This is a genomic window from Oceanobacillus halophilus, from assembly GCF_003628505.1.
GTDB classification, from domain to species: domain Bacteria; phylum Bacillota; class Bacilli; order Bacillales; family Amphibacillaceae; genus Oceanobacillus; species Oceanobacillus halophilus.
The window spans coordinates 22,637-48,820 of record NZ_RBZP01000011.1 but is presented as its reverse complement, the minus strand read 5'-3'; the positions used below and the strand labels follow the sequence as shown (position 1 = coordinate 48,820).

The window sequence follows — 26,184 nt, the reverse complement described above, 5'->3', positions numbered from 1 at the left end:
GTATAATCTATGAAAAATGTTACAACTGACTTCCCCGCATTAATGAAACATTGTTTGAAGCATTTTGTTACTGAGCTTAAAGATCGTGATGATTTTGATGTAAGAGCTTCAGAACGGAAATGTGTAATATGTAGCAAAATGACTACTGTACCAGAATATCGATTTTATGAAAAGAAGGAATGGACACCTGCTATTAATGAACAAAGTATTAATTGTAAATCATGTACGGATCAGAAAGAGTTGGCAAAGGTTTTGAAGGCAAATCATATAAGTACCAAAGAATATTTAAGTAAAAGGTTTGAAAAACAATATTGGGAAATACCGGATGACTTAAAACATGCGGGCTTTAAGAACTTTTTGGTTGATAGTAATAGTAATGTATTCGAAGCAAAGAGAACATCGATTGAATATGTAAAAAAATTTACCGAAATTGAACCAGAAAGAAGATATAACCTATTAATTATGGGTAATCCTGGAACGGGTAAAACACATTTAGTGACGGCTATAGCAAGAACTTTACGAAAAAAAGGTTTTCTTGTGGGCTTTATAACAACTGGAAAATTACTAGGAAAGATTCAGTCTACTTTTAATAAAGGTTCTAGTTATACTAAAGAAGATATATATAAAGATATTAAGCGATTTGATTTATTAATATTGGATGATTTAGGCTCTGAGGCAAAAAGTAAAGATGAATTTGACTGGAGTAAAAAGGAATTGTTTGAGATCGTTAACCTCAGAATTAGGAAGCCAACGATCTATACAACTAATTATAACGAAAAACACTTACCGACTGCCATCGGTGAACGTGTTTATAGTCGTCTATATAATAATACCAAGTTTATCAAACTTGTAACAGATGATTATAGAAAGAAATTTTTAATTAAATAAATCATTGATAGAAAGTGATATACTGGGACCGCAAAAATATGCAATTTAATGTTAAGAAGGATGTTCAATACCAGGTAAGGAAAGGTAAGAACACTCCATGAAGTTGATTTTTCCAACGCATAAAAAAGGGCGCAGATTCACTACTGCGCTCTTAATGATTTTTATTCATTTTAATATCGTCTATTCAATTTTATTTCATTGCAGAATTAATAGTTGATGAAAGTGTTCTAGTTTTATAAATGAATTTGACAAAATAACTAAATTTATAAATATTTATTGAATAATTATTTTTCAACCGTAATTCCCCTTTGTTTTGTGGTAATATTATGATAATTAGGAGGTGTGAGAGTTGCATGTTGAATTTATGAAAGAGGCGTATGGGTTGCTATATGAGATTGAAAATTTATTACGAGAAGAAATTGAAACTATCATGATCAGAAAATATGGCATTGGGTGGATGATAAAGGCACCAACACTAAATAAGTACAAGCCATTGGTTAAACGAGATATACATGAATTTTATCTACATGAACTAATTAGTTTAGCTTCTAGTTACGATTGTATTAATTCTTCATCAGCTTCTACTTTAAAAAAGCTACGTAACATCACCTCAATCAGAAACAAAATTGCCCATAGCAAGCCCATTCAACAAGAAGAATTTTATTTATTACAAGAAGTCTATCATGAGTTAAAAGGGATATTTAGTCATGAGCAGATTTTGGTTTAGCATTTAATATGTTAACAAAAAGGTAATTATGAGGGATATGAATGAATAAAGATTATCTTTATTGCCCTAATTGTAAAAACATTATAGAGGGGAGGATGAAGTTATTCTGGATACCATTAATACGGTAACTCATAAAGACTTATATGAAATACATTATGCTTTAAAGGACTATGGTAAATTCTTAGACTTTGTGAATAGGTAGATTTATTACTGTTATAAGGGATCAAAGCTAATGTGCCAGTATTATTGTATATTTTTAAAGGGGACCTTACATTGAATAACTTAGCCAATAATTTATTAGTAGAGGCTGTAAATAAGCAACTTGAGTTACAGTTATTACCTGGTTGGAGGGATGAATTGCTGCTAAAAGCTCCTCCAATATTATGGTTTGGAGACTGCAATACAAATAAAGCCAAAATTATTACAATAGGTGCCAATCCGTCACGAGAAGAGTTCTTGGATTTACATAAGGCTGAAGCAAAATTGCTGAAAGAAAATGAACTTAGGTATTTAAAAAAACCAAGATTTAGGGCTTTGGAAGATAATGAAGCACTTCAAGATATAATTACTTCAACACATTTACAAAATGAAGTAATTAATAGTTTTAATGGGTACTTTTCAAGAAATGGGAACCCATATACTAACTGGTTTGGAAAAGCAGGTGGATTTAAGGTGGAAGCCTTTTTGAATGGCTTTGGCGCATCTTTTTATACAAGTAATAATTATGAATATACCGGTATTCATTTGGATTTGTTTCCATTTGCCACTATATCAGACTTTAAAGAAATTAGAATTCAAGCTGAAAAGGATCTATTTATAAATAACTGGGCTCAAAACTTTTTATTTAATTTATTACAAATTGTCTCTCCTGAACCAACAGTAATAATTAGTTTTGGAAGGACTAATTTTAATTACTTAAGGGATATCTTTAGAGAAAATATCTTAATACAACATAGTAAAAAAAGAATTCATCTAAATAAGGCTGGGGATAGAAAATCATCTACGTATTGGATTGGAAAATTTAACCAACATACATTAATAGGGTTATCGGTAAACCTTGGTAATCCACGTAATTTTACAATTAAAAACTTGCAGCAATATGGAAAAGATCTTAAAAACGAAATTGGTTAGTAAAGAGGTTATATATATGAATTATTATCTTGTGTTTCAGAATAAAAGTTACAAAGAGGAAAGAAATGGCGGTTATTTATGGGCCCCACAAAAGAACCATGCAGGGCAGTCAGTTCATCACTGGTCAGATGTTGGTAAAGTACGAAAAGGAGATATCATATTTAATAGTTATAAAGGTAAAATGAATTCGATTATTATTGCTAAAGAAGATGCGAGAAAACATGATAGACCTTTAGATTTAGATGAACTAGATTTGTGGGAGAAACAAGGCTGGCTTGTAGAAGCGGAATATATTGATCTTCCAAATCCTGTTGTTTATAAGAATTATATGGAGGAGATACTAAGACTTCAAGGTAATAAGTATGCACCTTTTAATCGTATAGGACGAGGTAATACAGGTTATTTATTTAGAGTAACTGACGAACTGGCTGATATGTTGTTTGGTGTAGTCGAGGGTTATAACAATGTTAGAAGAGAGGAAGTTCTAACTACTAACAGTCAGAAAGAAGTAATAGCAGAAATTAACAATGAAATAGAATCCAGGGAGTTTCTGAATGATACGGAAAAAGAGTTATTTGTAAAGTCCCGAATTGGCCAATCAATCTTCAAGAAAAAACTAATTAAATTGGAAAAGAAATGTAAGTTATGCGGTGTAACTGATGAACGGTTTCTAATAGCAAGTCATATCAAGCCTTGGAATAAAAGTAATAATTACGAAAGGTTAGATGTTAATAATGGATTACTGTTATGCCCTAACCATGATGCATTATTCGACAAAGGATATGTCACTTTTAATGATAATGGAGATATACTTATTTCCTCAAGTATAGATGAACCAACTTGCATATTACTTAACATCCATAATCAAATTAAATTAAAAATAAACAAAAAACAAATGGAATACATGAAATGGCATCGTAAAGTCATTTTTAAATCTTAAAAAAGATATAGATAATGACCTTAAAAAAAGAGCTTAACCGCACGGGTTGAGCTCTTTTATAATACAGGAGTCATTCTTGATTTGAAAGAACTTGAACATGCTAAATTATATATTGAAGTAGTAGGGGATTATTATTAATTTAGATAATAATTTCACAGGGTAAATTGAAGTGATATAATTAGATTGCATCTGGTAATATTAATATAAGTATCTATATTCTAGCTTTGTCTTTAAAATACTAAGGAGGACTTGTAGTGGAAAATTGGAAAAGTAAGATTCAATCAACAGTAAACCAAGCTGAAATAAAGGCAGTTAAGTTGGATGTTGAAACTGGCTCAATACAGTATTCTGAAAAAATAAATCAAGTGGATAAAACCATAAGAACAATTGCTGGCGATGAGGAAATTGTTAGAGCTGCACTGATTAACAGGTTGATAAACGAACTGGATTATGATCCTGGACTGATTGATTTAGAAGAAGAGTATACATATAAAACTATGGGAAGAACCAAAGCAAAATCTAATAATGGTCTTATTGATGTTAAGGTTAAGGACGATGAAAATAATCCTTTTTTCTTTATTGAGGTGAAAGCACCTGACAAATATGATCATGATCAAATCTATATAGAAGGACAATTATTTAATCTTGCCGAAGAGGAAGAAAGGAAAAATAATACAAAGGTAAAATATCTGGTTTACTATACAATTGATATATATGACAATGCTATAAAAGATAAAGCTATTATAATTGATTATGAAAAATTTACTAATTATAGCGATTGGGAGCAAGAAGGAAAACCAGTAATAGGTGATGAATTAACACCTGGTTACAATCAACCTAAAAAGGTTCCTTTAAAAAAGGGTGATTCCAAATATGATTTGAAAACTCAAATTAATAGGAATGAGATTATAGCTTTAAGTGGTAAGCTCCATAAGTATTTATGGGGTGGAGGGGGAACTACTGACACAGAAATTTTCTATTCATTAGTTAATATTATACTTGCAAAAATACAGGATGAAAGTGAAAAGGAAGACGGAGAGGAGTACGACTTTCAGATATATAAGTACGGTAATAATATAGAGAATTCCGAGAAGGTATTCAACAGAATAAATCAGCTTTATAGAAGGGCCCTTAAGGAAAAACTAAATATTACCGATAAGAGGAAGATTGAAAAAGCATATGTAATTAATGAAGAGAAGTTTCCGGCTAATAAACTAATTTATGCTGTACAGGAATTGGAGAAATTTTCCTTTTTAGAAGGAAGGAATTCCTTAGATGGAAAAGATATATTAGGTGAGTTCTTTGAAAGTATAACACGTGATGGCTTTAAACAAACAAAGGGGCAATTCTTTACCCCTACACCAATTGTCCAATTTATGTATTATGCATTAGAAATTGATAAACTTGCGATTGACAGATTAAACAAGGACAGGGAACTACCATATATTATTGATCCATCGTGTGGAAGCGGAACATTTTTAATTGAAGCAATGAAGGTAATTACTAAAGAACTTAAATATAAACAAGCAGATAGCATAAAGAGCAGTAGACAAGTCCAAGAGAAATATGAAGACTTGTTTTTACCCGATTATAAGGAAAACAAATGGGCTGCAGAGTATTTATATGGTTCTGAAATTAACTTTGATTTAGGGATTGCTTCAAAAGTTAATATGATCCTTCACGGTGACGGTTCAACTAATATCTTTGTTCAGGACGGATTACTTCCATTTAGATTTTATGATAAAGAAGTTGCTCCTAATCATTTGAAAATATCAGAACCAGATTCTTATTATGGAAATAAAGAAGTTAATAGGAAATTTGATGTTATAGTCAGTAACCCACCATTCAGTGTAAGTCTTGATGATGAAACGAAAAAATATTTGACTAAAAGTTTTATGTTTGGCGGTAAAAGGAATTCTGAAAATTTGTTTATTGAAAGATGGTACCAATTACTTAAAGAAAATGGAAGATTTGCAGTGGTCCTTCCTGAAAATGTATTTGATACATTGGAAAACAAATATATTAGGCTTTTCTTATACAAATATTTTAAAGTTAAGGCTGTAGTTAGCTTGCCTCAAGTTACGTTTGAACCCTATACATCAACAAAAACTAGTTTGCTTTTTGCACAGAAAAAGACAAAATCTGAGCTTAAGAAATGGAATGATGAATGGGAAAATCAAGGCAATGAATGGAGTAAATTAAAAACGAGAGTCGAAAATTATATTAAGGTTTATATCAATGGAAAGGATAAGAATAAGTATCCATCTATAAAAGATGATGACGATAAGACGGCTAAGGAGAATATTATAAAATTAATTCATCAGTATATTATTGAAGAAGATACTGAACTATCTGTAAGTGAATTATTGATAAAATATGAAGAGCAGATAAAGGAATTATGTAGTTATGACAGGGATCTAAAGGATATTTTTGGTTATTACAATCCTTGGTGGGTGTTTAGTAAAGTATCTGAAAAGATGGATTACCCTATTTTTATGTCGAATATTGAATCTGTGGGTTATAAGCGTACCAAGAGAAATGATTATGTAACTGAAAATGAACTATTTGATTTAGAGATTGCTCCTAACTATTTGGAGATTGATGAAATAATAAATAAATATAAAAAGCAAATAAAAAATGTAGAAGACGAAATAGCGGAATTTGAAGCAGAACGAGATGAACTACAGAAGAAGGCCGAAACTAAATCAAATAAAACCCTAGAAAAGAAAATATCGTCAGTTATAGACCTAATAGAACAAAAGGAACAAAAATTGGAGTCCATAGACAACGAGTTTATAGAAGTTCAAAATGTTTTGGCGGATTATTATGATGATAAAGGATACCTATTAGAAGAGTATGCTGATCGAACTGATGAACAATTAAATTTTCATTTTTCAAAAGGCCCGCTTCAAATGTATAAATCAACTGATATTTTATTGAGAAAAAATACATCACAGAAGATACTAGATTATTTTAGGGAGCAGGTAAAATGGGATTAAGCCAGTTTATTACTAACTTTTTTGAATTGGGGAAACAACACTCGGTAAGAGTTGATACTCGCTTTAGAGAATTTCATGATATATGGGAAGGTCATACTTGGGATAAGGCTAAGAAACATGTTTCAATTGGTACTACTTTAAAACAAATGCCTATACGTAAATTTAAAAAGGGTGAATTAGATAAGCAGTATAAGCTGTTAAATATCTCAGATCAATCACAGAAAACAGGAGATATTGAAAAACTTGAACTTGTAGAAGAAATTGGTTCTGATAAGAATATTTTATGGGATGCAGATATTATTGTTTCAAAGTTAGGGCTACCTAAAGGTTATATCTTTTTAAATACCTACAAAAATGAGCAATTACTTATTGGTTCCACAGAGTTGTTACCTTATAAGATTACCAGTAATATGTATTTGCCTTTAATTTTAAAATATATACTAATTCATGAGAATTTACTAAGAACATATTCGATGTTAGAGTCAGGAAAAACTCCATCACATAAACGAGTTAATCCTGTAGATTTTTTAAATATACGTATCCCTGTTATTGATATTAAAAAACAAGAAAAAGTTGAACCTAAGATAGAAAAAGCGGAATTAGAAATTGAACAATTAAAGGATACTCAAGAAGAAAAGATAAAAATTATCAATGGTGTATTTTCTAAGGAATTTAAGTATGGTGAAGAAGTCTGGAAAAACTATGGAGTAGGAATGTCAATTGGTACTCAAAAAAGTAATGATAAGACGTTTGAGTTAATCCCCATGAGTTTTAATAACATAGCGAGAAGCCCAATTCTCAGAACAACTTCTAGATTTCACAGACCAATAGTTCAAGAACTTACAAACGTATTAAATACGGTTGGAACTATTAAGTTAAAAGATATTTTAATTGAAGATGTTCATAGGGGAGTACAGCCTAAATATGATTTAGACGGTGACTACTATGCAATAAAAACAGCACACCTAAAAAATGAGGGTATTGATTTAACAGATTGTGAAACAGTCTCTAGTGAGTTCTTTAAGAAAAAGGAAAGAGCCCAGGTGACCAATGGAGATATTTTAATTGCCTCTACTGGAAAAGGTTCAATTGGAAAGATTGATATCTTTCAAGAGGAAGAGGATGCTGTTGTAGATGGACACGTATCCATAGTTAGGGTTAATGAAAATAAATATAATAAGTTATTTCTTGTATTCTTTTTAAGAAGTATACTTGGCACATTCCAAATAGAACGTGATTTTACAGGAGCAACTAATCAGGTTGAGTTATATGCGGATGCAATTATGAATTTTGATATACCGGATTTATCCATTGCAGAACAAGACCGTATTGTCAAGATAATCATTACTAAGCTAAAGGAGCAGGATAAAACAAAGCAAACAATTGCTGCTAAAAGGAAAGAAATTTTTAAAATGATTGATTCCATTATTGTTTGATTTTACAAGATAGCAATAAAAACTTTGCAAATTAGGTATATTTAAGTCCTTTTAAGACTATTATTTTAATAGTGGCACGGCAGGCTGTATCCGAGCTATTGCTCCTAAAAATGCAGCAGCACCCAGTGGGGTGTGAGATCCTCCCGTGCCACCTTAATAAAGTAATTGACACTTATTTAACTTATGTTATACTATATTTAAGGCGGCAGGTCGTATCCGAGCGACAAGCTCCTAAAAATGCGGCAGCACTTATTAAAGTGTGGGCTCCTCCCGCCTATATAAATACATAAAAGTAAAGCAGCCTTATATGGCTGCTTTTTATTGTGGAATAAATAAATGTTTATAATTATCTTTATTATCATAAGGATGGTACAATAAACCACTCCAGTTCCAGTTTCCTATTTTCCCATAATTCCAATCAACTACCTGTTTATAAGTTCGTTTATAGTTAAAATTGCTAGTTGTACATGTATATATCCCAAAATCAACATTACAAGCCTTACAATTTTGATCTACAGATTCATGATAATTTCTCAGGGATCTTAGTGATGTACCTGAAAGAAAGTCTGCTAAACCTAAAACGGAATTTTCCTCTGGGTTAATCCAATGAGGTTTAGAGTACCTAGGAAAGGAACCTGTTTGATAGTGTGCTACATCAGATAAATACTTTCTTAATGATTCTTGTGCAATAGGGTCGGTATTTCTATCGATGATTAACTCAGCGGATGAATTAGAGTACTTTAAAAACCAGGATATTCTTTTAAATATTAATCCATATAAATAATTCATAAAAGTATTTCTGTCCACAAGTCCAGGTCCATTTGTTTCATGTTTATTGCACACTACATTACTTACATAGAATTCTGGACCGTCTGTACGTACCTTACGGAGAAATCTGGATAATAATTTGTCATTATATTTCTGTCGTGTTCCTAATTTTTTCCACTCAAGCGGAGCTCTCATCCTTAGTATTTTATATTTATAAGTATTAAGGACATCAATAAGTTGCTGCTCATCTTCCTCTTTAACCAATATAGCCGTAATAATATAATGGTGTGAAGAGCCAGCTTTCCAAGGTATTCCTTTATCTCCGGATTCTTCACAAAAAATTTTCCATCTACCCAACTTTTTACCCCCTGCCTTTCTACCCTATTATATCATTAGTTATAATATAATTTGGATAAATCTGTATAAAAAGTTGTATGGAAACATAGAAAAGCTGACCACATATTGACCACCAAAGGTATATTATCATTTTTAACTTATTTTCCATTTATTAAGTGAATGCCTGAATTAACAGGCATTTGATTAATTGTTTTATTTCTAGTTTCTTCCTATTATATGTGTACATGAAAGAACGTAAGAAATACGGTCTTAAAGGTGCTCGTCGTGCACCACAGTTCTCAAAACGTTAATATATCACTACCAAAGGCTCTTAACCCAAATATGGTTAAGAGCCTTTTTGTATATCGCAAATAATTATGCTTTAAATTCTGTATAGACTTAGATTAACGTCGGTGTAAAAGTAATATAAGAAAATATCATATACTAGCCCTAAAGGTCAGCAGATATGAACAATGTGTGAAAACGCTTTATTGTGGTTGCTCTGTTTGACAAGATTAACTTATGCTAAATATAGAGATACCTTTAAGATAGTGCCACCATGCTGTTATAAGGAGAATGCTATATGAATAGGATAAATAGTAGTTTGAAAAAACGCTTAGAATTATCGAAAGAGGCACTAAAGAAGACGGTAGATTACTCAACATTTGATTTTGAAACAACAGAAGAGGTGCCTGCGCTTACTGGAATTGTTGGACAGGAGCGGGGAAGGGAAGCTATGTCTTTTGGCCTGAAAGTAAACAGAAGAGGTTATAATATTTATGTATCTGGTATATCAGGTACAGGTAAAACTAACTATACTAATTCTATAGTTAGGGAGTTTGCAAGTACAGAAATAGAGCTCTTTGACTGGTGCTATGTTTATAACTTTATAGATAACGCAAAACCAATGTTATTAAAGGTTCCTGTAGGCTTTGGGAAAAGATTGAAGAAAGACATGAATGAATTTATTAATCAGCTTAAGAATGACATTCCTCGTGCTTTTAATGAGGAGAGTTATCATAAAGAACGATCATTAATTATTCGTGAATTTAAAGAAAAAAGTAAGAAGGCCTTTGAAAAATTTAGTGATTTAGCCAAGGATTATGGATTTTTTGTCCGGCAGTCAAGTTCTGGTATTGTAACGATTCCAATCATGAATAATCAACCTATTAGTGAAGAGGATTATAAAAACTTGGATAGTGAACAACTGAAGAAGATTGAGGAGAATACGAATATCCTTCAGGAAAAGGTATTGGAATTTACGAATGATATGAGAAAAATGGAGAAAGTTGTCCAAGAGGAATTAGATAACTTAGATAGTAAAGTGGCTTCCGTACCTGTTGATTATTTGATGAAAGAGTTAACGGAAAGGTATCAAGCTGTCCCAGTTATATTAAATTATTTAAAAGAAGTAGAGATAGATATTCTGGAGAATACAGATGAATTTCGACGGGATGAAGAGGATGATGATAATCCTTTTGGTAATTTAGTGGCAAAGAAAAAGGATTCAACTATTAAATATAATGTTAATCTTTTAATTGATAATAGTGAAACAAAAGGAGCGCCCGTTGTTACTGCAGATAATCCTACTTATTATAATTTAATTGGTAAAGTAGAGTATGAGAGTAAGATGGGTGTTTTAAGTACAGATTTCATGAAAATTAAGGCTGGGTATCTGCACCAGGCAAATGGTGGATATATTATCCTCCAAGCTAAAGATGTCTTATCTAACAGTTATGCTTGGGATGCTCTAAAAAGGGCCTTAATAAACCAAAAACTACTCATCGAAAATATTGGTGAGCAAGTAGGAATGGTATCTACAACTTCCATTAAACCAGAGCCAGTTCCATTAGATATTAAGATTATCATTATTGGGAGTCCTGATATTTATCAATTATTATACCATTATGATGAAGATTTTCGGAAACTCTTTAAGATAAGGGCAGATTTTGATGTGGAAATGGACAATAATACGATGAATATCAATAGATTTGCCAGTTTTATCCGTACTCGCTGCAAAGAAGAAGGGTTAAAGAATTTTGATAAAACAGCTGTAGCTAAGATGGTTGAACATAGTATAAGGATTGCCGGAAATCAAAATAAACTTTCCACCCGATTCAATCAAATTGTAGAAATTATTTATGAAGCGGATTCATGGGCAGATATCATGGGAAGTTTTGTTGTTAGTGCAGAACATATTCAAAAAGCCATCGAAAATAAGAAATATCGATCCAACTTGTATGAAGGAAAAATACAAGAAGGTATAGAAACTGGAGATATATTAATTGATATAAGTGGTTATAAAATAGGGCAGGTAAATGGTTTAGCTGTATATCAAACAGGACAATACAGTTTTGGAAAGCCATCCAGAATTACAGCCAACACCTATGTCGGTCAAAGCGGAATCATAAATATTGAGAGGGAAAGTAAGATGAGTGGCAATATCCATAGTAAAGGTGTCTATATTCTTAGTGGGTACTTGGGAGATAAATTTGCACAAGAACAGCCACTTGCCTTATCTGCTCAATTAGCATTTGAACAATCCTATGGCGGAGTTGATGGGGATAGTGCATCCAGTACCGAACTATATGCGCTCTTATCTAGCCTAGCAGATATTCCGATTAATCAAGGTTTAGCAGTTACCGGTTCCATTAACCAAAAAGGAGAAATCCAGCCTATTGGTGGTGTGAACGAAAAAATAGAAGGCTACTTTGATGTTTGTAAGGCAAAGGGATTAACAGGAGAGCAGGGAGTACTTATCCCACACCAAAATGTGAAAAATCTAATGTTAAAAGACGAAGTAATTGAAGCGGTTGAAGATGGAATGTTCCACATTTACCAAGTAAAAACCGTAGAAGAAGGAATTGAATTACTAACCGGACTTCCAGCATGTCGACGTGATGGAACCATAGACAATGAACAAAAGACAGTCTACGAGAAAGTAACCAAGAAACTAGCTAATTTTAATAAGATAGCTTTAAATAGAAAAGAAGGAGAATTAGACAAAGATAAACCCGCTCTGAAATAATTTTAACGTGTTTGGTTTTCGAGTATAGAATACGAGATAACGCACCAGTTATCAGATTGCACAGAATTTGGTCTGCAGCGTAAAAACATCGGACAATTATTCCGTTATAATTAGCGGAAGCGTTAATTTGGAGGTTCAGTCGGACAGCTATTCCGCTATGTAGCATTAAAGGTGCAAATTCACTGTGATTTCCATCATATAGCGGAATAATTGTCCACTAACCCCTAAAATGTAAACTTTTTATGTAAATAACGGAATAAATGTCCGCGAAGAAATCGGGTTTATCACGCAATAAAAAGAAATGCTCAAGGTGTGAAGTCTAAGCGTTTTTCTATAGGTTAAATAAATTTGGCAGGAACAATGACAATTGCGGAATGAATGTAACGAGCAATAATACGAGTATAACAACCATGAAGAATGGAATTAATGTCCCTATCACCTGCTCGATTCTAACATTTGCTACAGATGCACCTACAAATAAAGCACTCCCAACAGGTGGTGTCATATTTCCAATACATAGACTGAAACATAGTACCAACCCAAAATGGACAGGATCCATTCCAAATGTTTGGGCAACCGGTAAAAAAATGGGCGTAAAGATTAGTACGGCCGGCGTAATGTCCATAAACGTACCAACCAACAACAGAATAACAATCATAATTAGCAAAATGCCAATTTGATTATCGGTTATTGATAGTAAAGCATTGCTTATTGCAGCTGGTAATCCTAAATAGGACATAACAAGAGAAAATAGCGCTGAGGATGTAATCAAGAAAAGAATCATCCCCGTGATTTCAATTGTTTCTTTTAAGATATTAGGGATATCCTTCCATCTTAGCCCCTTATATACTAGAGCAAGAATGGTTGAATATAATACAGCAACAGCTGCCCCTTCTGTAGCTGTAAATATCCCTGCTACAATACCGCCAATTACAATAACAATTAACAAAAGACTTGGGATGGCACTACCAATAATGTACACAACATCCTTGAAGTTAGGCATTGGAGAAACCGGGTAGTTTTCCTTTTTTGCCATGAAATAAGCCACTACCATCACAGCAATCCCCCAGAGAATTCCGGGTATATAACCGGCCATAAATAAAGCGGCTACAGAAGTGCCACCACTAACGAGGGAATAAACGATTAGTACGGAGCTGGGAGGTATGATTAATCCGGTTGGAGCAGAGGCAATGTTAACTGCGGCAGAATAGGTTTTCTTGTAGCCGTGATTTGCTTGCATTGGCCCCATAATCCTTCCCATCGCTGCTGCAGAAGCAACACTGGAACCAGCAATTGCGCCAAATAGCATGTTTCCCACTGTGTTGGTATGTGCAAGTGATCCAGGTAGTTTACCAACTAAAACTTTTGCAAAGTTAACTAAGCGAAAGGCAATTCCGCCATTGTTCATAATGATTCCAGCCAGTACAAATAAAGGAATGGCTAACATCGTAAAGTTATCTATCCCTGTAATCATGCGTTGAGCTGAGGTCATCATTGCTACATCAAATGGTAGAACGGTTAAAAAAGTTATTACCGAACTCAGTATAATCGCAATTGCAATCGGAGCACCTATTAAAAGTAATAGCGCAAAGCTTATAAATAATAGGACACCTGCCATAGCTGTCATTACACACCCACCTCCTCATTCTCGGCCGTTTGTTCAGTCATTATGCTATGGATAGTATAGAAGATAATAAAAAAACCACTTAACGGTAAAGAAAAGTATACAAAAGACATTGATATTCCTGTTGCAGCTGCAGTTTGGGCAGAAGTTAATAGGACTACTTTTATACCACCATAAACCATAAGAACCCCTGCAACTATGATAATAAGAATATCTGTTATCCTTTCAATCAGGAGTTGTGTGGAAGGTCCAAATTTTTCCCGAAAGAATAAAATAGCGATATGCTTTTTGGCACCAAATACATATGCTGCTGTTAGCAAACCAAACCATATTAAGAGATATCTCGTTAGTTCTTCCGTGCTAGGGGAAGATATATTCAACACATACCTTGCTAGAACTTGCCATAAAGAGAGACCCACCATAGTCAGTAATAATATGGATGAGAGGCTTATTAGAATTGTATCAACCCATTTTTTTGCTTTATTCACCTAGTATCGCCTCCTGAACTAGTCGGTAGATATCTTTTGTTTCTTCATTGCTGGAATATCTTTTGTGAAGCGGCTGTACCGCTTGAATAAAAGGGTCCTTATCCACTTCAATAAATTTTACGTCCATTTCATCTTTAGCAATTTTGGTTTGTTCTGCAATGGATTTAGCCCAGACATCTTCATGGTAGAGAGTGGATTTTTCGGCAGCTTCATGAATAATGTCTTGTTGTTTAGCGGTTAAGTTATGAAGTGTATTAGCATTCATAATGACCATGTCAGGAACAATCTGATGTCCAGTATACATATAGTATTTTGCTACCTCACCATGGTTATTACCAACTAAGGCGGTCTCATTATTCTCGGCAGCATCAATCACACCAGATTGAAGCGCCGTATAAACCTCCCCATAAGCCATTGCTGTTGGAATACCTCCAAGCGATTCAATCATTTGTACACTGGTTTGACTTGGCTGAACTCTTACTTTAAGTCCTTTCATATCTGTCACATCACGTACTTCTCTATTTTTTGTATACAGGTTTCTAGTACCTGCATTATAGTATGTAAGTCCAATGAACCCCATATCTTCCGTTTGATAATAAAGGTTATCAGTTACCTTTTGATTATTCATCACCTTCTTAAAGGTTTCGTAATCTTTAAATACATAAGGCAAGCTGAAAACTGAATAATCAGATGCGAATCCTTCTAGAGCGCTAGCACTGACCTTTGTTACATCTATTGCTCCGGTTTGGGTAAGCTCTATAACTTCACGCTCACTACCTAATTGCCCATTGGGGAAAATTTTAACCTGTATATTACCTTCTGATTTTTCCTCCACCAATCTCCCGAACTCCACTAGTGAAAGATGAACTGGGTGGTCTAATGTTTGATTATGGGCAAGTTTTAATTCTGTTGTATCAGCTTGTCCTTCTGCATTTTGACAGCCGGAAAGTAGGAATAACATGAATAATGTAGATAAGATGTTAGTAGTTTTCCTCAAAAGTATCCCCCCATTTTTTGTTGTATCATAATAGAATTAATTATCTTTTCGTATTCTTATATTGGCTGACATTAGATTATTCCATACGAAAAAAAGATAGAATAATGTTTAGTAGTTGAGTCAAAGCGTTAGAAAACAGACAAAAAAAGACATCCAATCATAATATGAAAGGAGGTCTTTCAGCTTTAGTAATACTAGAGATTGGTTAAGTTTTCATAGGCGGTAAAGTCAATGGTGTCAATATCAAAAAAGTTTTTGAGGGCAAAAGCAGCCCCTCCGAGAACAGAGGAATATTCGCCAATATTTGAGGCTCTAATTTCCCTGAAGTTATTCATTTTTGATTTCAACCGGTTGGTAATATCATCGATAAATGGAGTGTTTCCATTGATAATGGTTCCATTTAAAATAATCTTTTCCGGATTAAAGATATTAATGACATTATTTAGTCCCACAGCTAAATACTCTAAGTATTGATCAATGACCTCTAAGTGTTTTTCTGAATGTTTTATTAAAGCTTCCTCAATTGATAAAGAAGGATCGATCTCCTTCAGAGATTCCATCAGTACTCTTTCTGAAGCGTATAGCTCCCAACACCCTTTATTCCCGCAAGTGCATTGCAAGCCATGTGACTCTACAATCATGTGTCCAATCTCTCCTGCAAAGCCTTTGTAGCCACGGTAAATTTTATTCTCACTTATGATACCCAATCCTATTCCGGAGTATAGGGTAATACAGAATAAGTCTGAAATATGTTCGTCAAACACTTGCTCGGCGAAAACACTTAAGTTTGCATTGTTGTCAATATACACAGGAGTATGAAATGCTTCTTCTAATTGTTCTTTGATGCTGATATTAGACCATTCTTCCTTCGGTGTGAAAATAATTTCTTCTTTGTTATTGACAATTCCATGAATACCAACACTAATCCCGACTAACCCTAATGGTTTATATACTCGATTATACTTCTCTATTAGAGGAGTGAGCGTACTAATAAGCTGATTCGTAACTTGACCTAAATTATCAAATTGAACTTCAAATCTGGAAGTAAAAAAGGTATGTCCTTTTAAGTTTAGGAATAATATAGAGATTTCTGTGGCATCTATATCAATCCCGATACTGTATCCAGCCTTGTCATTTATCTCCAAAATAATAGGCCTTCTACCACGATTGCCTGATTCACTTCCATACTCTTCTATAACAATTTCTTCTTGGAGAAAATCATTTACTTGAGCCGATACTGTAGCTTTATTCAGTCCGGTTATCCTAGCTAAATCACTCCTGGATAAGGATATGTTTTTAATAATCTCCTCAATTAGTATCTTTCTGTTTATTTGTTTTATATAACCTGCGTCTCCTGTTTTCATTAAGATTCCCCCGATGTTTATAAGTAATATATGCAGCATGAAGAATATAAAATAATTAGGTAATAGTAAACGTCTATTATCGACAATAAATGTTTCAAATAAAAATTTGCATTTTGTCTTGAATTCTAAAACGTTTACATATATTATAGTATATGTGAATATGTTTGTTTAGTAAACAAATAATTATTTTAAAAGATATTTTACTTTAGTTATGCTCTATTTTATTAATGTTACTAACATTGATAAAAAGTGAAAATACATTATTGAAAGGTGGAGTTAATGTGAAGACATTTATAACCGATGATTTCTTACTTTATAATGAAACAGCGCGTGAACTTTATAATAATACTGCAAAAAATTTACCGATTATAGACTACCACAACCATTTAAATCAGTATGAAATGTTAGAGGATAAGAATTTTGAAAATCTATCCCAAGTTTGGTTAGGTGGCGACCATTATAAATGGCGTGGAATGAGAGCGAACGGAATTAGTGAGGAGTATATTACAGGAAACAAGAGTGACTATGATAAGTTCCTTGCATGGGCAAAAACAATTCCAAATACGATTGGTAATCCACTTTATCATTGGACACATTTAGAATTACTTCGCTACTTTGATATAGTTGAGGTATTTAATGAAGAATCAGCACCGGCGATTTGGGAAGAAGCGAATGCCAAACTTCGGTCTCCTGAAATGTCCGTAAGAAATCTGTTGAAAAATAAAAACGTGGAATTTGTAGGGACAACAGATGATCCAACGGACGATTTAAAGGCTCATGAAGATTTAGCTAAAGAAGATATAGACTTTACGGTATCCCCATCATTCCGTCCAGACAATGGGTTAGGAATTGAAAAAGAAGGTTTTCTTACTTGGGTAGAAAAACTAGAACAGGCAACAAATACAAGTATTGAAAGCTATGATGATTTCTTAAGTGCATTAGAACAACGAGTCAATTACTTTGATGAACGTGGCTGTCGAAGCTCTGACCATGGCATAAATGTCATTTTCTTTGAGAATGCTACTAAGAATGAAGTATCAGCTATTTTTGCAAAACGTCAAAAAGGTGAAGCTCTATCAGAAAAAGAAGTGGAGCAATTTAAAACTTATACATTAGTGACACTTGGAGAATGGTATGCCGAAAAAGGCTGGGTAATGCAGCTTCACATTAATCCATTACGGAATAATAGTACAAGAATGTTTAAGCTTCTTGGGCCAGATAGTGGGTTTGATTCCATTGGGGATAGGCTATTAGCTGATAAATTATCAGGATTGCTTAATGCAATGGACTTTAATGATAAACTTCCAAAAACTGTATTATATAGCTTGAATTCTCGTGATAATAATGTACTTGCAGCAATGGCAGGAAACTTCCAAAGTGATGAAGTTCCTGGAAAAGTACAATTTGGTACAGCATGGTGGTTTAATGATACAATTGACGGAATGGAAGACCAAATGAAAACATTGGCCAATATAGGGTTAATTAGTAATTTCATAGGTATGTTAACGGACTCTAGAAGTTTCCTATCATTCCCGAGACATGAATATTTTAGAAGAATCCTGTGTAATTTATTAGGTACATGGGTAGAACAAGGAAAAGCACCAAAAGATATGAAATTGCTTGAAACGTATGTAAGAAACATTTGTTACGAAAATGCCAAGCGATATTTTGCCATATAAATGGTGGACAGATATTAATTGATTAGGTAATGTGCAACATATAAAATAGTTTAGGTAGAAAAAATAGGAACATATAGAAAGGATAGAACTATGTCAAAACAACAAATTGGTGTTATCGGATTAGCAGTAATGGGTAAAAACTTAGCATTGAATATTGAAAGCAGAGGAAACTCTGTTGCGGTATTTAACCGTACCTATGCAAAAACAGAAGAATTTCTAGCTAATGAGGCTAAAGGAAAGAATTTTGTTGGAGCAGAAACCATTGAGGAGTTTGTTAATTCATTAGAAAAACCCCGTAAAATTATGATGATGGTTAAAGCAGGACCTGCAACAGACGCTACAATCGATTCATTAATGCCTTACTTAGAAAAAGGTGATATCTTAATCGACGGTGGTAATACGCTATATGAAGATACAATGCGACGCAATCAAAAACTAGATGAGTCTGGTATTCACTTTATTGGAACTGGGGTTTCTGGTGGAGAAGAAGGCGCGCTTAATGGTCCATCCCTTATGCCTGGCGGACAAAAAGAAGCATATGATTTAGTTGCACCTATTTTCGAAGCAATCTCAGCAAAAGTAGATGGTGATCCATGTGTCACTTATATTGGACCAAACGGTGCTGGGCACTTTGTGAAAATGGTTCATAATGGTATTGAATATGGCGATATGCAGCTAATTGCTGAAGCATACAATATCATGAAAAATGTTCTTGGGATGGATACGGATGAGTTACATGAAGTTTTCACTGAATGGAATAAAGGTGAATTAGATAGTTATCTGATTGAAATCACAGCAGATGTATTTACGAAAAAAGATGATGACACAGGCAAACCACTTGTTGATGTCATCATGGACAAAGCTGGTCAAAAAGGTACTGGAAAATGGACAAGTAAAAATGCTCTAGATTTAGGTGTTCCACTTCCACTAATTACTGAATCCGTATTTGCACGATTTATTTCAAGCTTAAAAGATGAACGTGTGAAAGCAAGCAAAATATTAAGCGGTCCTGAAACAGTTAAATATGATGGAGACCGAAAAGAGCTTATTGAGGCAATCCGTAAAGCATTATACATGAGTAAAATCACATCTTATGCACAAGGATTTGCACAAATGCGTGCCGCTTCAGAAGAATATGGATGGGATCTTAAATATGGAGATATCTCGATGATTTGGCGTGGTGGCTGTATCATTCGAGCACAATTCCTGCAAAAAATTAAAGAAGCATTTGATCGGGAACCAAAACTAGATAACTTAATGTTAGATCCATATTTCAAAGAAATTGTTGAGAATTATCAATCTGCATTACGTGAAGTAATATCAGTTGCAATGAAACACGGAATTCCTGTTCCTACTTTCTCTAGTGCGATTGCTTATTATGATAGCTATCGTTCCGAGGATTTGCCTGCGAACTTAATTCAAGCACAACGTGACTACTTCGGAGCACATACATTTGAACGTAAAGATAAAGAAGGCGTATTTCACGCTGACTGGTTCTAAGAATAAAAAGAACCCCCTGCATTAAAAGGGGGTTCTATTAATAAATCTATAGCTTAAAGTTTCACTTCTTCAGCAATTTCTTGTTGGTTATTCTCCATGCTGAGTATGATTTCTGGAACTTCTAAAAAGCTCTGAATACCGAAAGCACAGGCACCAAGTATACATGCTTGCTGACCAAGCTCAGAAAGAACAATCTCCCGGTATTGACTTACAGATGAATGCAGGTTGCTCTTTATTTCCTCTAATGCATTGGGATACAGCTTTAAAAGTTCACTATTTAGTACAATCGTTTCAGGATTGTATAGATTGATGATATTATTCAAGCCAATAGAAATATATTTGATATATTCTTTCATTAATTCAGTGGTAGTTCGATCTTGTTTATCTAATAAATTCCTAATATCATTATAATTTAAATTGGAATGATAGTATTCACTCAATTGATTTACAAAAATAGGTTCTGAGGCGTAACGTTCCCAGCAACCATGATTTCCACATTTACATGGTATACCATCAGGTACGATAATCATATGTCCCATTTCGCCAGCATAGCCATGGTATCCTCTGTGAAGTTTTCCATCAATAATGATTCCTGCACCAATACCAGAGGTTAGAATAACTGTAAGCAAATTATCGCTGTAATTATATTTAAACACCTTTTCAGCTTTGGAAGATAAATTTGCATTGTTTTCCAAGTAAAAGTTCAAATCTTTTATCTCATTTTCGAGATCTGTTTTCAAATCTTTGTGATGCCATTGGTATTTAGGGATAAATAAGATGCTTTGATCTTTATTAACTGTCCCGTGGATACCTATTACGGCTGCAACTATGCCAAAACGACTGTCGGAATATTTTTGCTGGTATATTTTAATTTGCTTTATTAATAACTGGACAATATCATCATAATTATCGGTATCTGGTTTAATTTTATCACTTAGAATGGACTTTCCCTGAAGGTCACAGACAGTAAATTTTATCTCGTGATAATCAAGGTCTATACCTAGAACATATCCGGCTTTTCCATTAATGGAAAGCATTATGGGTCTTCTTCCTATTGCGTTATGTTCCTGCCGTGTTTCATAGATAAGTTCTTCTTTTAATAGATCGGCTATTTGAACGGAAATAGTTGCTTTGTTTAAGCCAGTAATTTTAGATAAATCAGCTCTAGATATTCTTTGATGTTCGATGATGTTTTTTAAAATCAGACTTCTATTGATTTTTTTTATATAAGCACTATCACCTGTAACCATGCTAGGCTCCCCCTTGTGTCTCTTTATATATTTGTTTTGCATACAAACAATACTTTTTAGCGTGAATAAAACGCTTCCAAACCTATTATAACAGAAAAATACATACGTGAGACTATTTATTATTAATATGGAGGTACTTGGGACTAGCTTCATACATTTAATTATAGGTAAAATAAAGATGCAAGATTACTACAATTCTAATGATGACATGGGGGACGAAATAAATGATGAAAATTGCTTTAATCGCGCATGATAAGAAAAAAGACGATATGGTACGTTTTACACAGGCCTATAAATATAGTTTAAGGAAGCATACGTTATATGCTACAGGAACTACTGGCTCCCGAATATCTGAGAATACCGGTTTAGAAGTTCAACGATTCCAATCAGGTCCATTAGGTGGAGATCAGCAGATTGGTGCGATGATTGCTGAAAATAAAATGGATATGGTTATCTTCTTTCGTGATCCGCTAACTGCTCAACCTCATGAACCAGACATTTCTGCATTAATGAGGCTTTGTGATGTCTATGCTATTCCTTTAGCTACTAACATGGGCGCAGCTGAATTATTTATTCATGCATTAGAACGAGGAGACTTAGGATGGCGTGAAATTGTTCGTGGGCAAGATGATTAACACTTATAGAAACTTGTCATAATTAAAATCTTTGTTGATATCTACTTTGGAAAGTTTGATTCTTTGGACAAGGATTCCTTGAAAAAGAAAACCCACTTCCTAGAAAAAGTGGGTCTCTTTTCGAGTAGTCTACTGTCCTACCCTATCCTCTATTGTTATATAAATCCTAATCGTGCAATTTCAGTCCTGTGAAAGAGTGGTATTATTATTTATAATGGTACTTGTAAGCATTTTCATTTAACAAATTTTACTAGAACTGTTTTTAATAAAACACTCTCAGATAATTTTCATGGTATTTTCAACAGTTTTGGGTAATGAAATTGCCTTCTGTAAGTGTAATAATTAAGACAGATTCACTTAAGGGGGGATATCATTGGATGGACCGTTAATCGTGAATTATAGAGCACATGCTATCTGGGACAATCTTGATTATCATTCACATCGTGAACATTATGAAATTTATTTATTCCATTCCGGTTCATGCAGATATCTTATTCATAATCAAATTTATGACTTAGAACCAGGAGATATATTATTAATGGATGGTTTAGCACTCCATAAACCAAATGTTCCTCCACATAGTGAATATGTCCGCAGTACCATTCATTTCTCACCACAGTGGATGAAGGGACTATTGGGTGAAATTGGTGGTAATTATTTACTTGAAGTATTTGAGAAGCTCCATCATTGCTTAATTCGTACAAAGGGAAATGAGGAATTTAATCATTTGGAGAAAGTTGTCAGCCGTTTGGAAGAGATTAAACGTAAAGAAGGCTTAGCGGACAAAAATGCTGAACTTGAAATGAAAGCGTTGTTACTTCAAGTGTTAAGCATTGTCCATCGGCTTGGGCAATTAGAATCCATAAAAGTTACAGATGATAAGGCGGAGAAGGCAGAGCATGCTGAGAATATCGCCGAGTATATTCAATCAAATTATATGAGGAAACTGTCGATTGATTCCATTTCCGAAGCATTGAATATTAGTAAATCCTATGTATCTCACGTATTTAAAGAGATGACAGGCTTTACCATTATGGAGTATGTAATGGGTTCTCGTTTAATGCAGGCCAAATACTTGTTGGAAGCAGAACCAGATAAAGCATTAAAAGATATTGCAAATGAGAGCGGTTTTGAGAGCGTGTCTCATTTTAGCCGTTATTTTAAAAGTAAAGTAGGCGTGACAGCGAAAGAATATCGTCGTGAACGTCTAAAAATATACAGCGAGGAGAGTTAATTATGAGTAAAGTGAAATTAGGTATTATTGGTTTAGGTACTCAAGGTGGAACGTATGCAGGGTTTATTTCGGAAGGTCGAGTAAAAAATATGGAAATTGGTGCTATTTGTGATATTGACCCAGAGGTGAAAAAGGTAGCAGCAGAGAAATACCCTGATGTCCCTTTCTATGAAAACTATATTGATATGCTTGAAAGCGGAGACGTAGATGCAGTAGTAACTACAGTGCCACACTACCTACATCCGGAAATGGGAATTGAAGCTCTAAAAAGAGATGTCCATGTTTTAGGTGAAAAACCTGCTGGAGTATATACGAAACAAGTGAAGGAATTGAACGAATTCGCAGCAACAAAACCAGAACTTACTTTCGCAATTATGTTTAACCAAAGAACGAATGAATTGTATCAAAAAGTGAAAGAAATTGTAGACAGAGGAGAGATTGGTAACATCCGTCGTACAAACTGGATTATTACAACTTGGTGGAGACCACAAACTTATTATGATCAAAGTGCATGGAGAGCTACTTGGGACGGTGAAGGCGGCGGTGTGCTAGTAAACCAAGCACCACACCAATTGGATCTTCTTCAATGGATTTCTGGTATGCCGAAAAAAGTATACTCTAATGTAAAATATGGCTATCAAAGAGACATTGCTGTAGAAGATGAAGTAACAACTCTACTTGATTATGGCAATGGTGCGACAGGTGTATTTGTTACTTGTACACATGATGCCATTGGAACGGACCGTTTTGAAATTTTAGGTGATAACGGAAAAATTGTTGTGGATGACAGTAAGAAAGTAACTATTTATCGTTTAAGAAAACCAGAAAGTGAAATGAGCAAGACTATGAGCATGATGGAAGTGGCTAAACTCGTTATGGGTGGAAATGCCGATGAACTTTACGAAACAGAAGTTCTTGAATTTGAAAGTGTTTGGGGCGGTCAGCATGTAGCTGTATTAGAAAACTTTGCTGCAAACATTCTAGATGGAGAACCTCTAATTGCTCCTGGTAGTGATGGTATTAATGGAGTTGCCTTAGCAAACGCTATTCACTTATCAAGCTGGTTAGGTAAAGAGGTAGAAATTCCAGTAGACGAAGAAGTATATTTTGCAGAGTTAAATAAACGAATTGAGGAAGAAAAAAATAATCAATAAGGTGATTTACGTATTCGAAAAATGATCCGTTCATTTTTCGAATACATTTCCTAAAGAAGGGGTCAAGGCTTATGCTTAGAGTAGCAGTTATAGGACTTGGAGATATTTCAAAAATTCATATACCGGTCATTCAGGAGAGTCCACATGCAAAGTTAGTTGCAGTCTGTGATATTGATAAAACACTGGAAAGTGCTGTTCCGGGACCAGAATTTTATACGGATTATGAAGAAATGCTTCAAAAAGAAGACCTGGATTGTGTTCATGTATGCTTACCACACCACCTTCATTATCCTGCTACAAAAGCTTGTGTTGAAAAAGGTGTTCATGTATTTCAGGAAAAACCCTTAGCAAGAAATGCAGAAGAGGGCATGTCTTTAGTAGATTTAGAAGAACAATACAAAGATGTAAAGATTTGTGTTAGTTTTCAAAACCGCCTGAATGAGACTTTCGTAAGACTTAAGGAACTGGTCGAAAGTGGAGATTATGGAAAAGTAATCGGTATTAAAGGATTAGTAACTTGGTTTAGACCAAAGTCTTATTATGATGTGAAACCTTGGAGAGGGACAATGAGGCAGTCTGGTGGTGGAGTTATGATCAACCAGGCGATTCACACATTAGATCTAATGCAAATCATTGGTGGAAAAATTGATACGATACGTGGATCTGTCGATAATTTGTTTGACTATGGGTATGAAGTGGAAGATACCGCAACAGCGAATATTCAATTTGAAAATGGAGCAACAGGATTATTCTTTGCCACTGTAACAAATGCAACAAACTCTTCTGTAGAGTTTCAAGTTATTTTAGAAAAAGGAAAATTGACGATTAAAGATAGTATTCTAACCAAAACGAATGAAGAAGGTAAAAAAGAACGAGTGATAGAAGATGAAAAGCTTCCTGGCAGCAAGTTTTATTATGGTGCCAGTCATTCGAAGCTAATCAAACATTTTTATTCCTGTATTGAAAACGACTCACAGGACTATATCCATGTGAAAGATGCGCAAGTTTCCATGGAGATGATTAGTGCTATTCGCAGGTCGTCTGAAATAAAACAAACAATTCCGATGGAGGTATACAAATGACAAAAGGCAAAATCGGCGTTCAAATGATGATGTTAAAGGATAAAGTAGAAGAGCTTGGTGCATATGAAACAATGAAAAAATTACATGAGCTTGGTTTTAGCTCTGTAGAGGTTTCACAAATCCCTATGACAGAGGAAAATGTTGCTGCATTAAAACGTGCTAGTGAAGAATTTGGTATTGAGATTTCTGCAATGTCAGCTCCTTTAGAGCCAATGCTTCCAGGTACACCCGGGGAAACTCTCACGGATGACTTTGATAAAATTGTTAATGATTGTAAAACATTAAATTGTAACTTTATCCGTATCGGAATGCTGCCATTAACTGTTATGGGTGATAAAGATAAAATCCTAGCATTTATCGATAGAGCAGAAGCAATGGCAGAACGTTTAGCTGAACATGGAATTGAACTTTATTACCATACACACCATATTGAATTCCAAAAATATGATGGCGAATACCTACTAGATATTATTAAGAATAATACATCTAAACTTGGTTTCGAATTAGATGTACACTGGATTCAAAGAGCTGGGGTAAATCCGGTTGAGTTTGTAAAAGAATATAAAAACCGTATCGCATTACTTCATCTGAAGGATTATCGTATTGGCCAACTTGATGTCCAAGAAGATGATTTAAAAGATATGGGTAAATTCTTTAATAAATTTACGAATCTTATCGAGTTTGCTGAGGTTGGCGAAGGAAACTTGGATATCCCTGCAATTATGGAAGCGGGCCTTGAAAGTGGAGCGAAATATTTCCTAATCGAACAAGATGACACATATGGTGTGGATCCATTTGTTTGCTTAGAAACATCAGCTAATAATCTTAGAAAGTTAGGTTACTCTGACTGGTTTTAATAAAATAATTTAATATCTTATGGGTAGAAACCGGTAGAGACACTGGTTTCTATTTCCTTTTATGAAA

Annotated in this window: 20 protein-coding genes and 1 pseudogene; 15 read left to right on the top strand and 6 right to left on the bottom strand. The window is 34.1% G+C overall.

The annotated features are described in order from the left end of the window. Positions 1-9 precede the first annotated feature (9 nt). The 6 genes from D8M06_RS13075 to D8M06_RS13050 all read left to right on the top strand — a co-directional run bounded on the left by D8M06_RS13075 (position 10) and on the right by D8M06_RS13050 (position 8,121). Positions 10-888 (top strand): ATP-binding protein, encoded by an 879-nt coding sequence (locus D8M06_RS13075; RefSeq protein WP_121204852.1) that lies wholly within the window; start codon positions 10-12, stop codon positions 886-888. Between the two features lie 349 nt (positions 889-1,237). Beyond that, positions 1,238-1,615: a hypothetical protein gene (locus D8M06_RS13070; protein ID WP_121204851.1), complete on the top strand. Its 378-nt coding sequence runs from the start codon at positions 1,238-1,240 to the stop codon at positions 1,613-1,615. A gap of 273 nt (positions 1,616-1,888) precedes the next feature. Next, entirely contained in the window at positions 1,889-2,746 is an 858-nt protein-coding gene (locus D8M06_RS13065; RefSeq protein WP_121204850.1) for a hypothetical protein, read from the top strand. Positions 2,747-2,762: 16 nt separating this feature from the next. Next, positions 2,763-3,686, top strand: a complete 924-nt coding sequence (locus D8M06_RS13060) for an HNH endonuclease (RefSeq protein ID WP_121204849.1) — start codon at positions 2,763-2,765, stop codon at positions 3,684-3,686. A 254-nt stretch (positions 3,687-3,940) separates the two neighbouring features. Next, on the top strand, positions 3,941-6,685 hold the full coding sequence (locus tag D8M06_RS13055) for a type I restriction-modification system subunit M (RefSeq protein WP_206613292.1): 2,745 nt from the start codon (positions 3,941-3,943) through the stop codon (positions 6,683-6,685). Then, the gene (locus tag D8M06_RS13050) at positions 6,676-8,121 is read left to right on the top strand and encodes a restriction endonuclease subunit S domain-containing protein (protein WP_121204848.1); all 1,446 of its coding nucleotides are present in this window, start codon (positions 6,676-6,678) and stop codon (positions 8,119-8,121) included. The genes D8M06_RS13055 and D8M06_RS13050 overlap by 10 nt, the downstream gene beginning before the upstream one ends. Positions 8,122-8,439: 318 nt before the next feature. Here D8M06_RS13050 and D8M06_RS13045 read toward each other — a convergent pair whose 3' ends face one another. Next, complete coding sequence (locus D8M06_RS13045) at positions 8,440-9,246, bottom strand: DUF3800 domain-containing protein (protein ID WP_121204847.1); 807 nt, start codon at positions 9,244-9,246, stop codon at positions 8,440-8,442. A 224-nt stretch (positions 9,247-9,470) separates the two neighbouring features. Here D8M06_RS13045 and rpsI point away from each other — a divergent pair. Together rpsI and D8M06_RS13035 are read left to right on the top strand one after the other, a co-directional pair. Further along, a pseudogene (gene rpsI, locus D8M06_RS13040) lies at positions 9,471-9,536 on the top strand (30S ribosomal protein S9); the annotation flags it as partial. 272 nt (positions 9,537-9,808) lie between these two features. Beyond that, positions 9,809-12,253, top strand: a complete 2,445-nt coding sequence (locus D8M06_RS13035) for a Lon protease family protein (protein WP_121204846.1) — start codon at positions 9,809-9,811, stop codon at positions 12,251-12,253. Positions 12,254-12,584: 331 nt separating this feature from the next. On the opposite strand, the gene D8M06_RS13030 is transcribed toward D8M06_RS13035, so the two are convergent. From D8M06_RS13030 to D8M06_RS13015, 4 genes are all read right to left on the bottom strand, one after another. Further along, positions 12,585-13,880 (bottom strand): TRAP transporter large permease, encoded by a 1,296-nt coding sequence (locus tag D8M06_RS13030; protein ID WP_121204845.1) that lies wholly within the window; start codon positions 13,878-13,880, stop codon positions 12,585-12,587. Continuing rightward, complete coding sequence (locus tag D8M06_RS13025) at positions 13,880-14,365, bottom strand: TRAP transporter small permease (RefSeq protein WP_121204844.1); 486 nt, start codon at positions 14,363-14,365, stop codon at positions 13,880-13,882. Before D8M06_RS13025 ends, D8M06_RS13030 begins: the two co-directional genes overlap by 1 nt. Beyond that, positions 14,358-15,362: a TRAP transporter substrate-binding protein gene (locus D8M06_RS13020; protein WP_241558951.1), complete on the bottom strand. Its 1,005-nt coding sequence runs from the start codon at positions 15,360-15,362 to the stop codon at positions 14,358-14,360. Before D8M06_RS13020 ends, D8M06_RS13025 begins: the two co-directional genes overlap by 8 nt. A gap of 194 nt (positions 15,363-15,556) precedes the next feature. Continuing rightward, a complete protein-coding gene (locus D8M06_RS13015) occupies positions 15,557-16,726 on the bottom strand; it encodes an ROK family transcriptional regulator (protein ID WP_158591793.1) in 1,170 nt (389 codons plus the stop codon). 281 nt (positions 16,727-17,007) lie between these two features. On the opposite strand from D8M06_RS13015, the gene uxaC reads away from it, so the two are divergent. Continuing rightward, positions 17,008-18,405 (top strand): glucuronate isomerase, encoded by a 1,398-nt coding sequence (gene uxaC / locus D8M06_RS13010; RefSeq protein WP_121204842.1) that lies wholly within the window; start codon positions 17,008-17,010, stop codon positions 18,403-18,405. Between the two features lie 90 nt (positions 18,406-18,495). After that, positions 18,496-19,905 (top strand): NADP-dependent phosphogluconate dehydrogenase, encoded by a 1,410-nt coding sequence (gene gndA / locus D8M06_RS13005; protein ID WP_121204841.1) that lies wholly within the window; start codon positions 18,496-18,498, stop codon positions 19,903-19,905. A 53-nt stretch (positions 19,906-19,958) separates the two neighbouring features. Here the strand turns inward: gndA and D8M06_RS13000 are convergent, their stop codons facing one another. Continuing rightward, positions 19,959-21,155, bottom strand: coding sequence for an ROK family transcriptional regulator (locus D8M06_RS13000; protein ID WP_121204840.1), 1,197 nt, complete (start codon positions 21,153-21,155; stop codon positions 19,959-19,961). Between the two features lie 227 nt (positions 21,156-21,382). Here D8M06_RS13000 and mgsA point away from each other — a divergent pair, with 227 nt between their 5' ends. From mgsA to D8M06_RS12975, 5 genes are all read left to right on the top strand, one after another. Beyond that, entirely contained in the window at positions 21,383-21,790 is a 408-nt protein-coding gene (gene mgsA, locus D8M06_RS12995) for a methylglyoxal synthase (RefSeq protein ID WP_121204917.1), read from the top strand. A gap of 373 nt (positions 21,791-22,163) precedes the next feature. Further along, entirely contained in the window at positions 22,164-23,024 is an 861-nt protein-coding gene (locus tag D8M06_RS12990) for a helix-turn-helix transcriptional regulator (RefSeq protein ID WP_121204839.1), read from the top strand. 2 nt (positions 23,025-23,026) lie between these two features. After that, on the top strand, positions 23,027-24,178 hold the full coding sequence (locus D8M06_RS12985; protein WP_194074636.1) for a Gfo/Idh/MocA family protein: 1,152 nt from the start codon (positions 23,027-23,029) through the stop codon (positions 24,176-24,178). 71 nt (positions 24,179-24,249) lie between these two features. Continuing rightward, positions 24,250-25,260 carry a Gfo/Idh/MocA family protein gene (locus D8M06_RS12980; protein WP_121204837.1) on the top strand — a complete coding sequence of 337 codons (1,011 nt, stop codon included), beginning with the start codon at positions 24,250-24,252 and terminating at the stop codon, positions 25,258-25,260. Further along, positions 25,257-26,117 (top strand): sugar phosphate isomerase/epimerase family protein, encoded by an 861-nt coding sequence (locus tag D8M06_RS12975; RefSeq protein WP_121204836.1) that lies wholly within the window; start codon positions 25,257-25,259, stop codon positions 26,115-26,117. The genes D8M06_RS12980 and D8M06_RS12975 overlap by 4 nt, the downstream gene beginning before the upstream one ends. The last annotated feature ends 67 nt before the right edge of the window (positions 26,118-26,184 follow it).

What these genes read in the sequence shown, in the direction of transcription:
- D8M06_RS13075 (WP_121204852.1), top strand. Translation starts at nt 10, where the DNA reads ATGAAAAATGTTACAACTGACTTCCCCGCATTAATGAAACATTGTTTG.
- D8M06_RS13060 (WP_121204849.1), top strand. Translation starts at nt 2,763, where the DNA reads ATGAATTATTATCTTGTGTTTCAGAATAAAAGTTACAAAGAGGAAAGA.
- D8M06_RS13050 (WP_121204848.1), top strand. Translation starts at nt 6,676, where the DNA reads ATGGGATTAAGCCAGTTTATTACTAACTTTTTTGAATTGGGGAAACAA.
- D8M06_RS13035 (WP_121204846.1), top strand. Translation starts at nt 9,809, where the DNA reads ATGAATAGGATAAATAGTAGTTTGAAAAAACGCTTAGAATTATCGAAA.
- D8M06_RS13030 (WP_121204845.1), bottom strand. Translation starts at nt 13,880, where the DNA reads ATGACAGCTATGGCAGGTGTCCTATTATTTATAAGCTTTGCGCTATTA.
- D8M06_RS13015 (WP_158591793.1), bottom strand. Translation starts at nt 16,726, where the DNA reads ATGAAAACAGGAGACGCAGGTTATATAAAACAAATAAACAGAAAGATA.
- gndA (WP_121204841.1), top strand. Translation starts at nt 18,496, where the DNA reads ATGTCAAAACAACAAATTGGTGTTATCGGATTAGCAGTAATGGGTAAA.
- D8M06_RS13000 (WP_121204840.1), bottom strand. Translation starts at nt 21,155, where the DNA reads ATGGTTACAGGTGATAGTGCTTATATAAAAAAAATCAATAGAAGTCTG.
- mgsA (WP_121204917.1), top strand. Translation starts at nt 21,383, where the DNA reads ATGAAAATTGCTTTAATCGCGCATGATAAGAAAAAAGACGATATGGTA.
- D8M06_RS12985 (WP_194074636.1), top strand. Translation starts at nt 23,027, where the DNA reads ATGAGTAAAGTGAAATTAGGTATTATTGGTTTAGGTACTCAAGGTGGA.
- D8M06_RS12980 (WP_121204837.1), top strand. Translation starts at nt 24,250, where the DNA reads ATGCTTAGAGTAGCAGTTATAGGACTTGGAGATATTTCAAAAATTCAT.
- D8M06_RS12975 (WP_121204836.1), top strand. Translation starts at nt 25,257, where the DNA reads ATGACAAAAGGCAAAATCGGCGTTCAAATGATGATGTTAAAGGATAAA.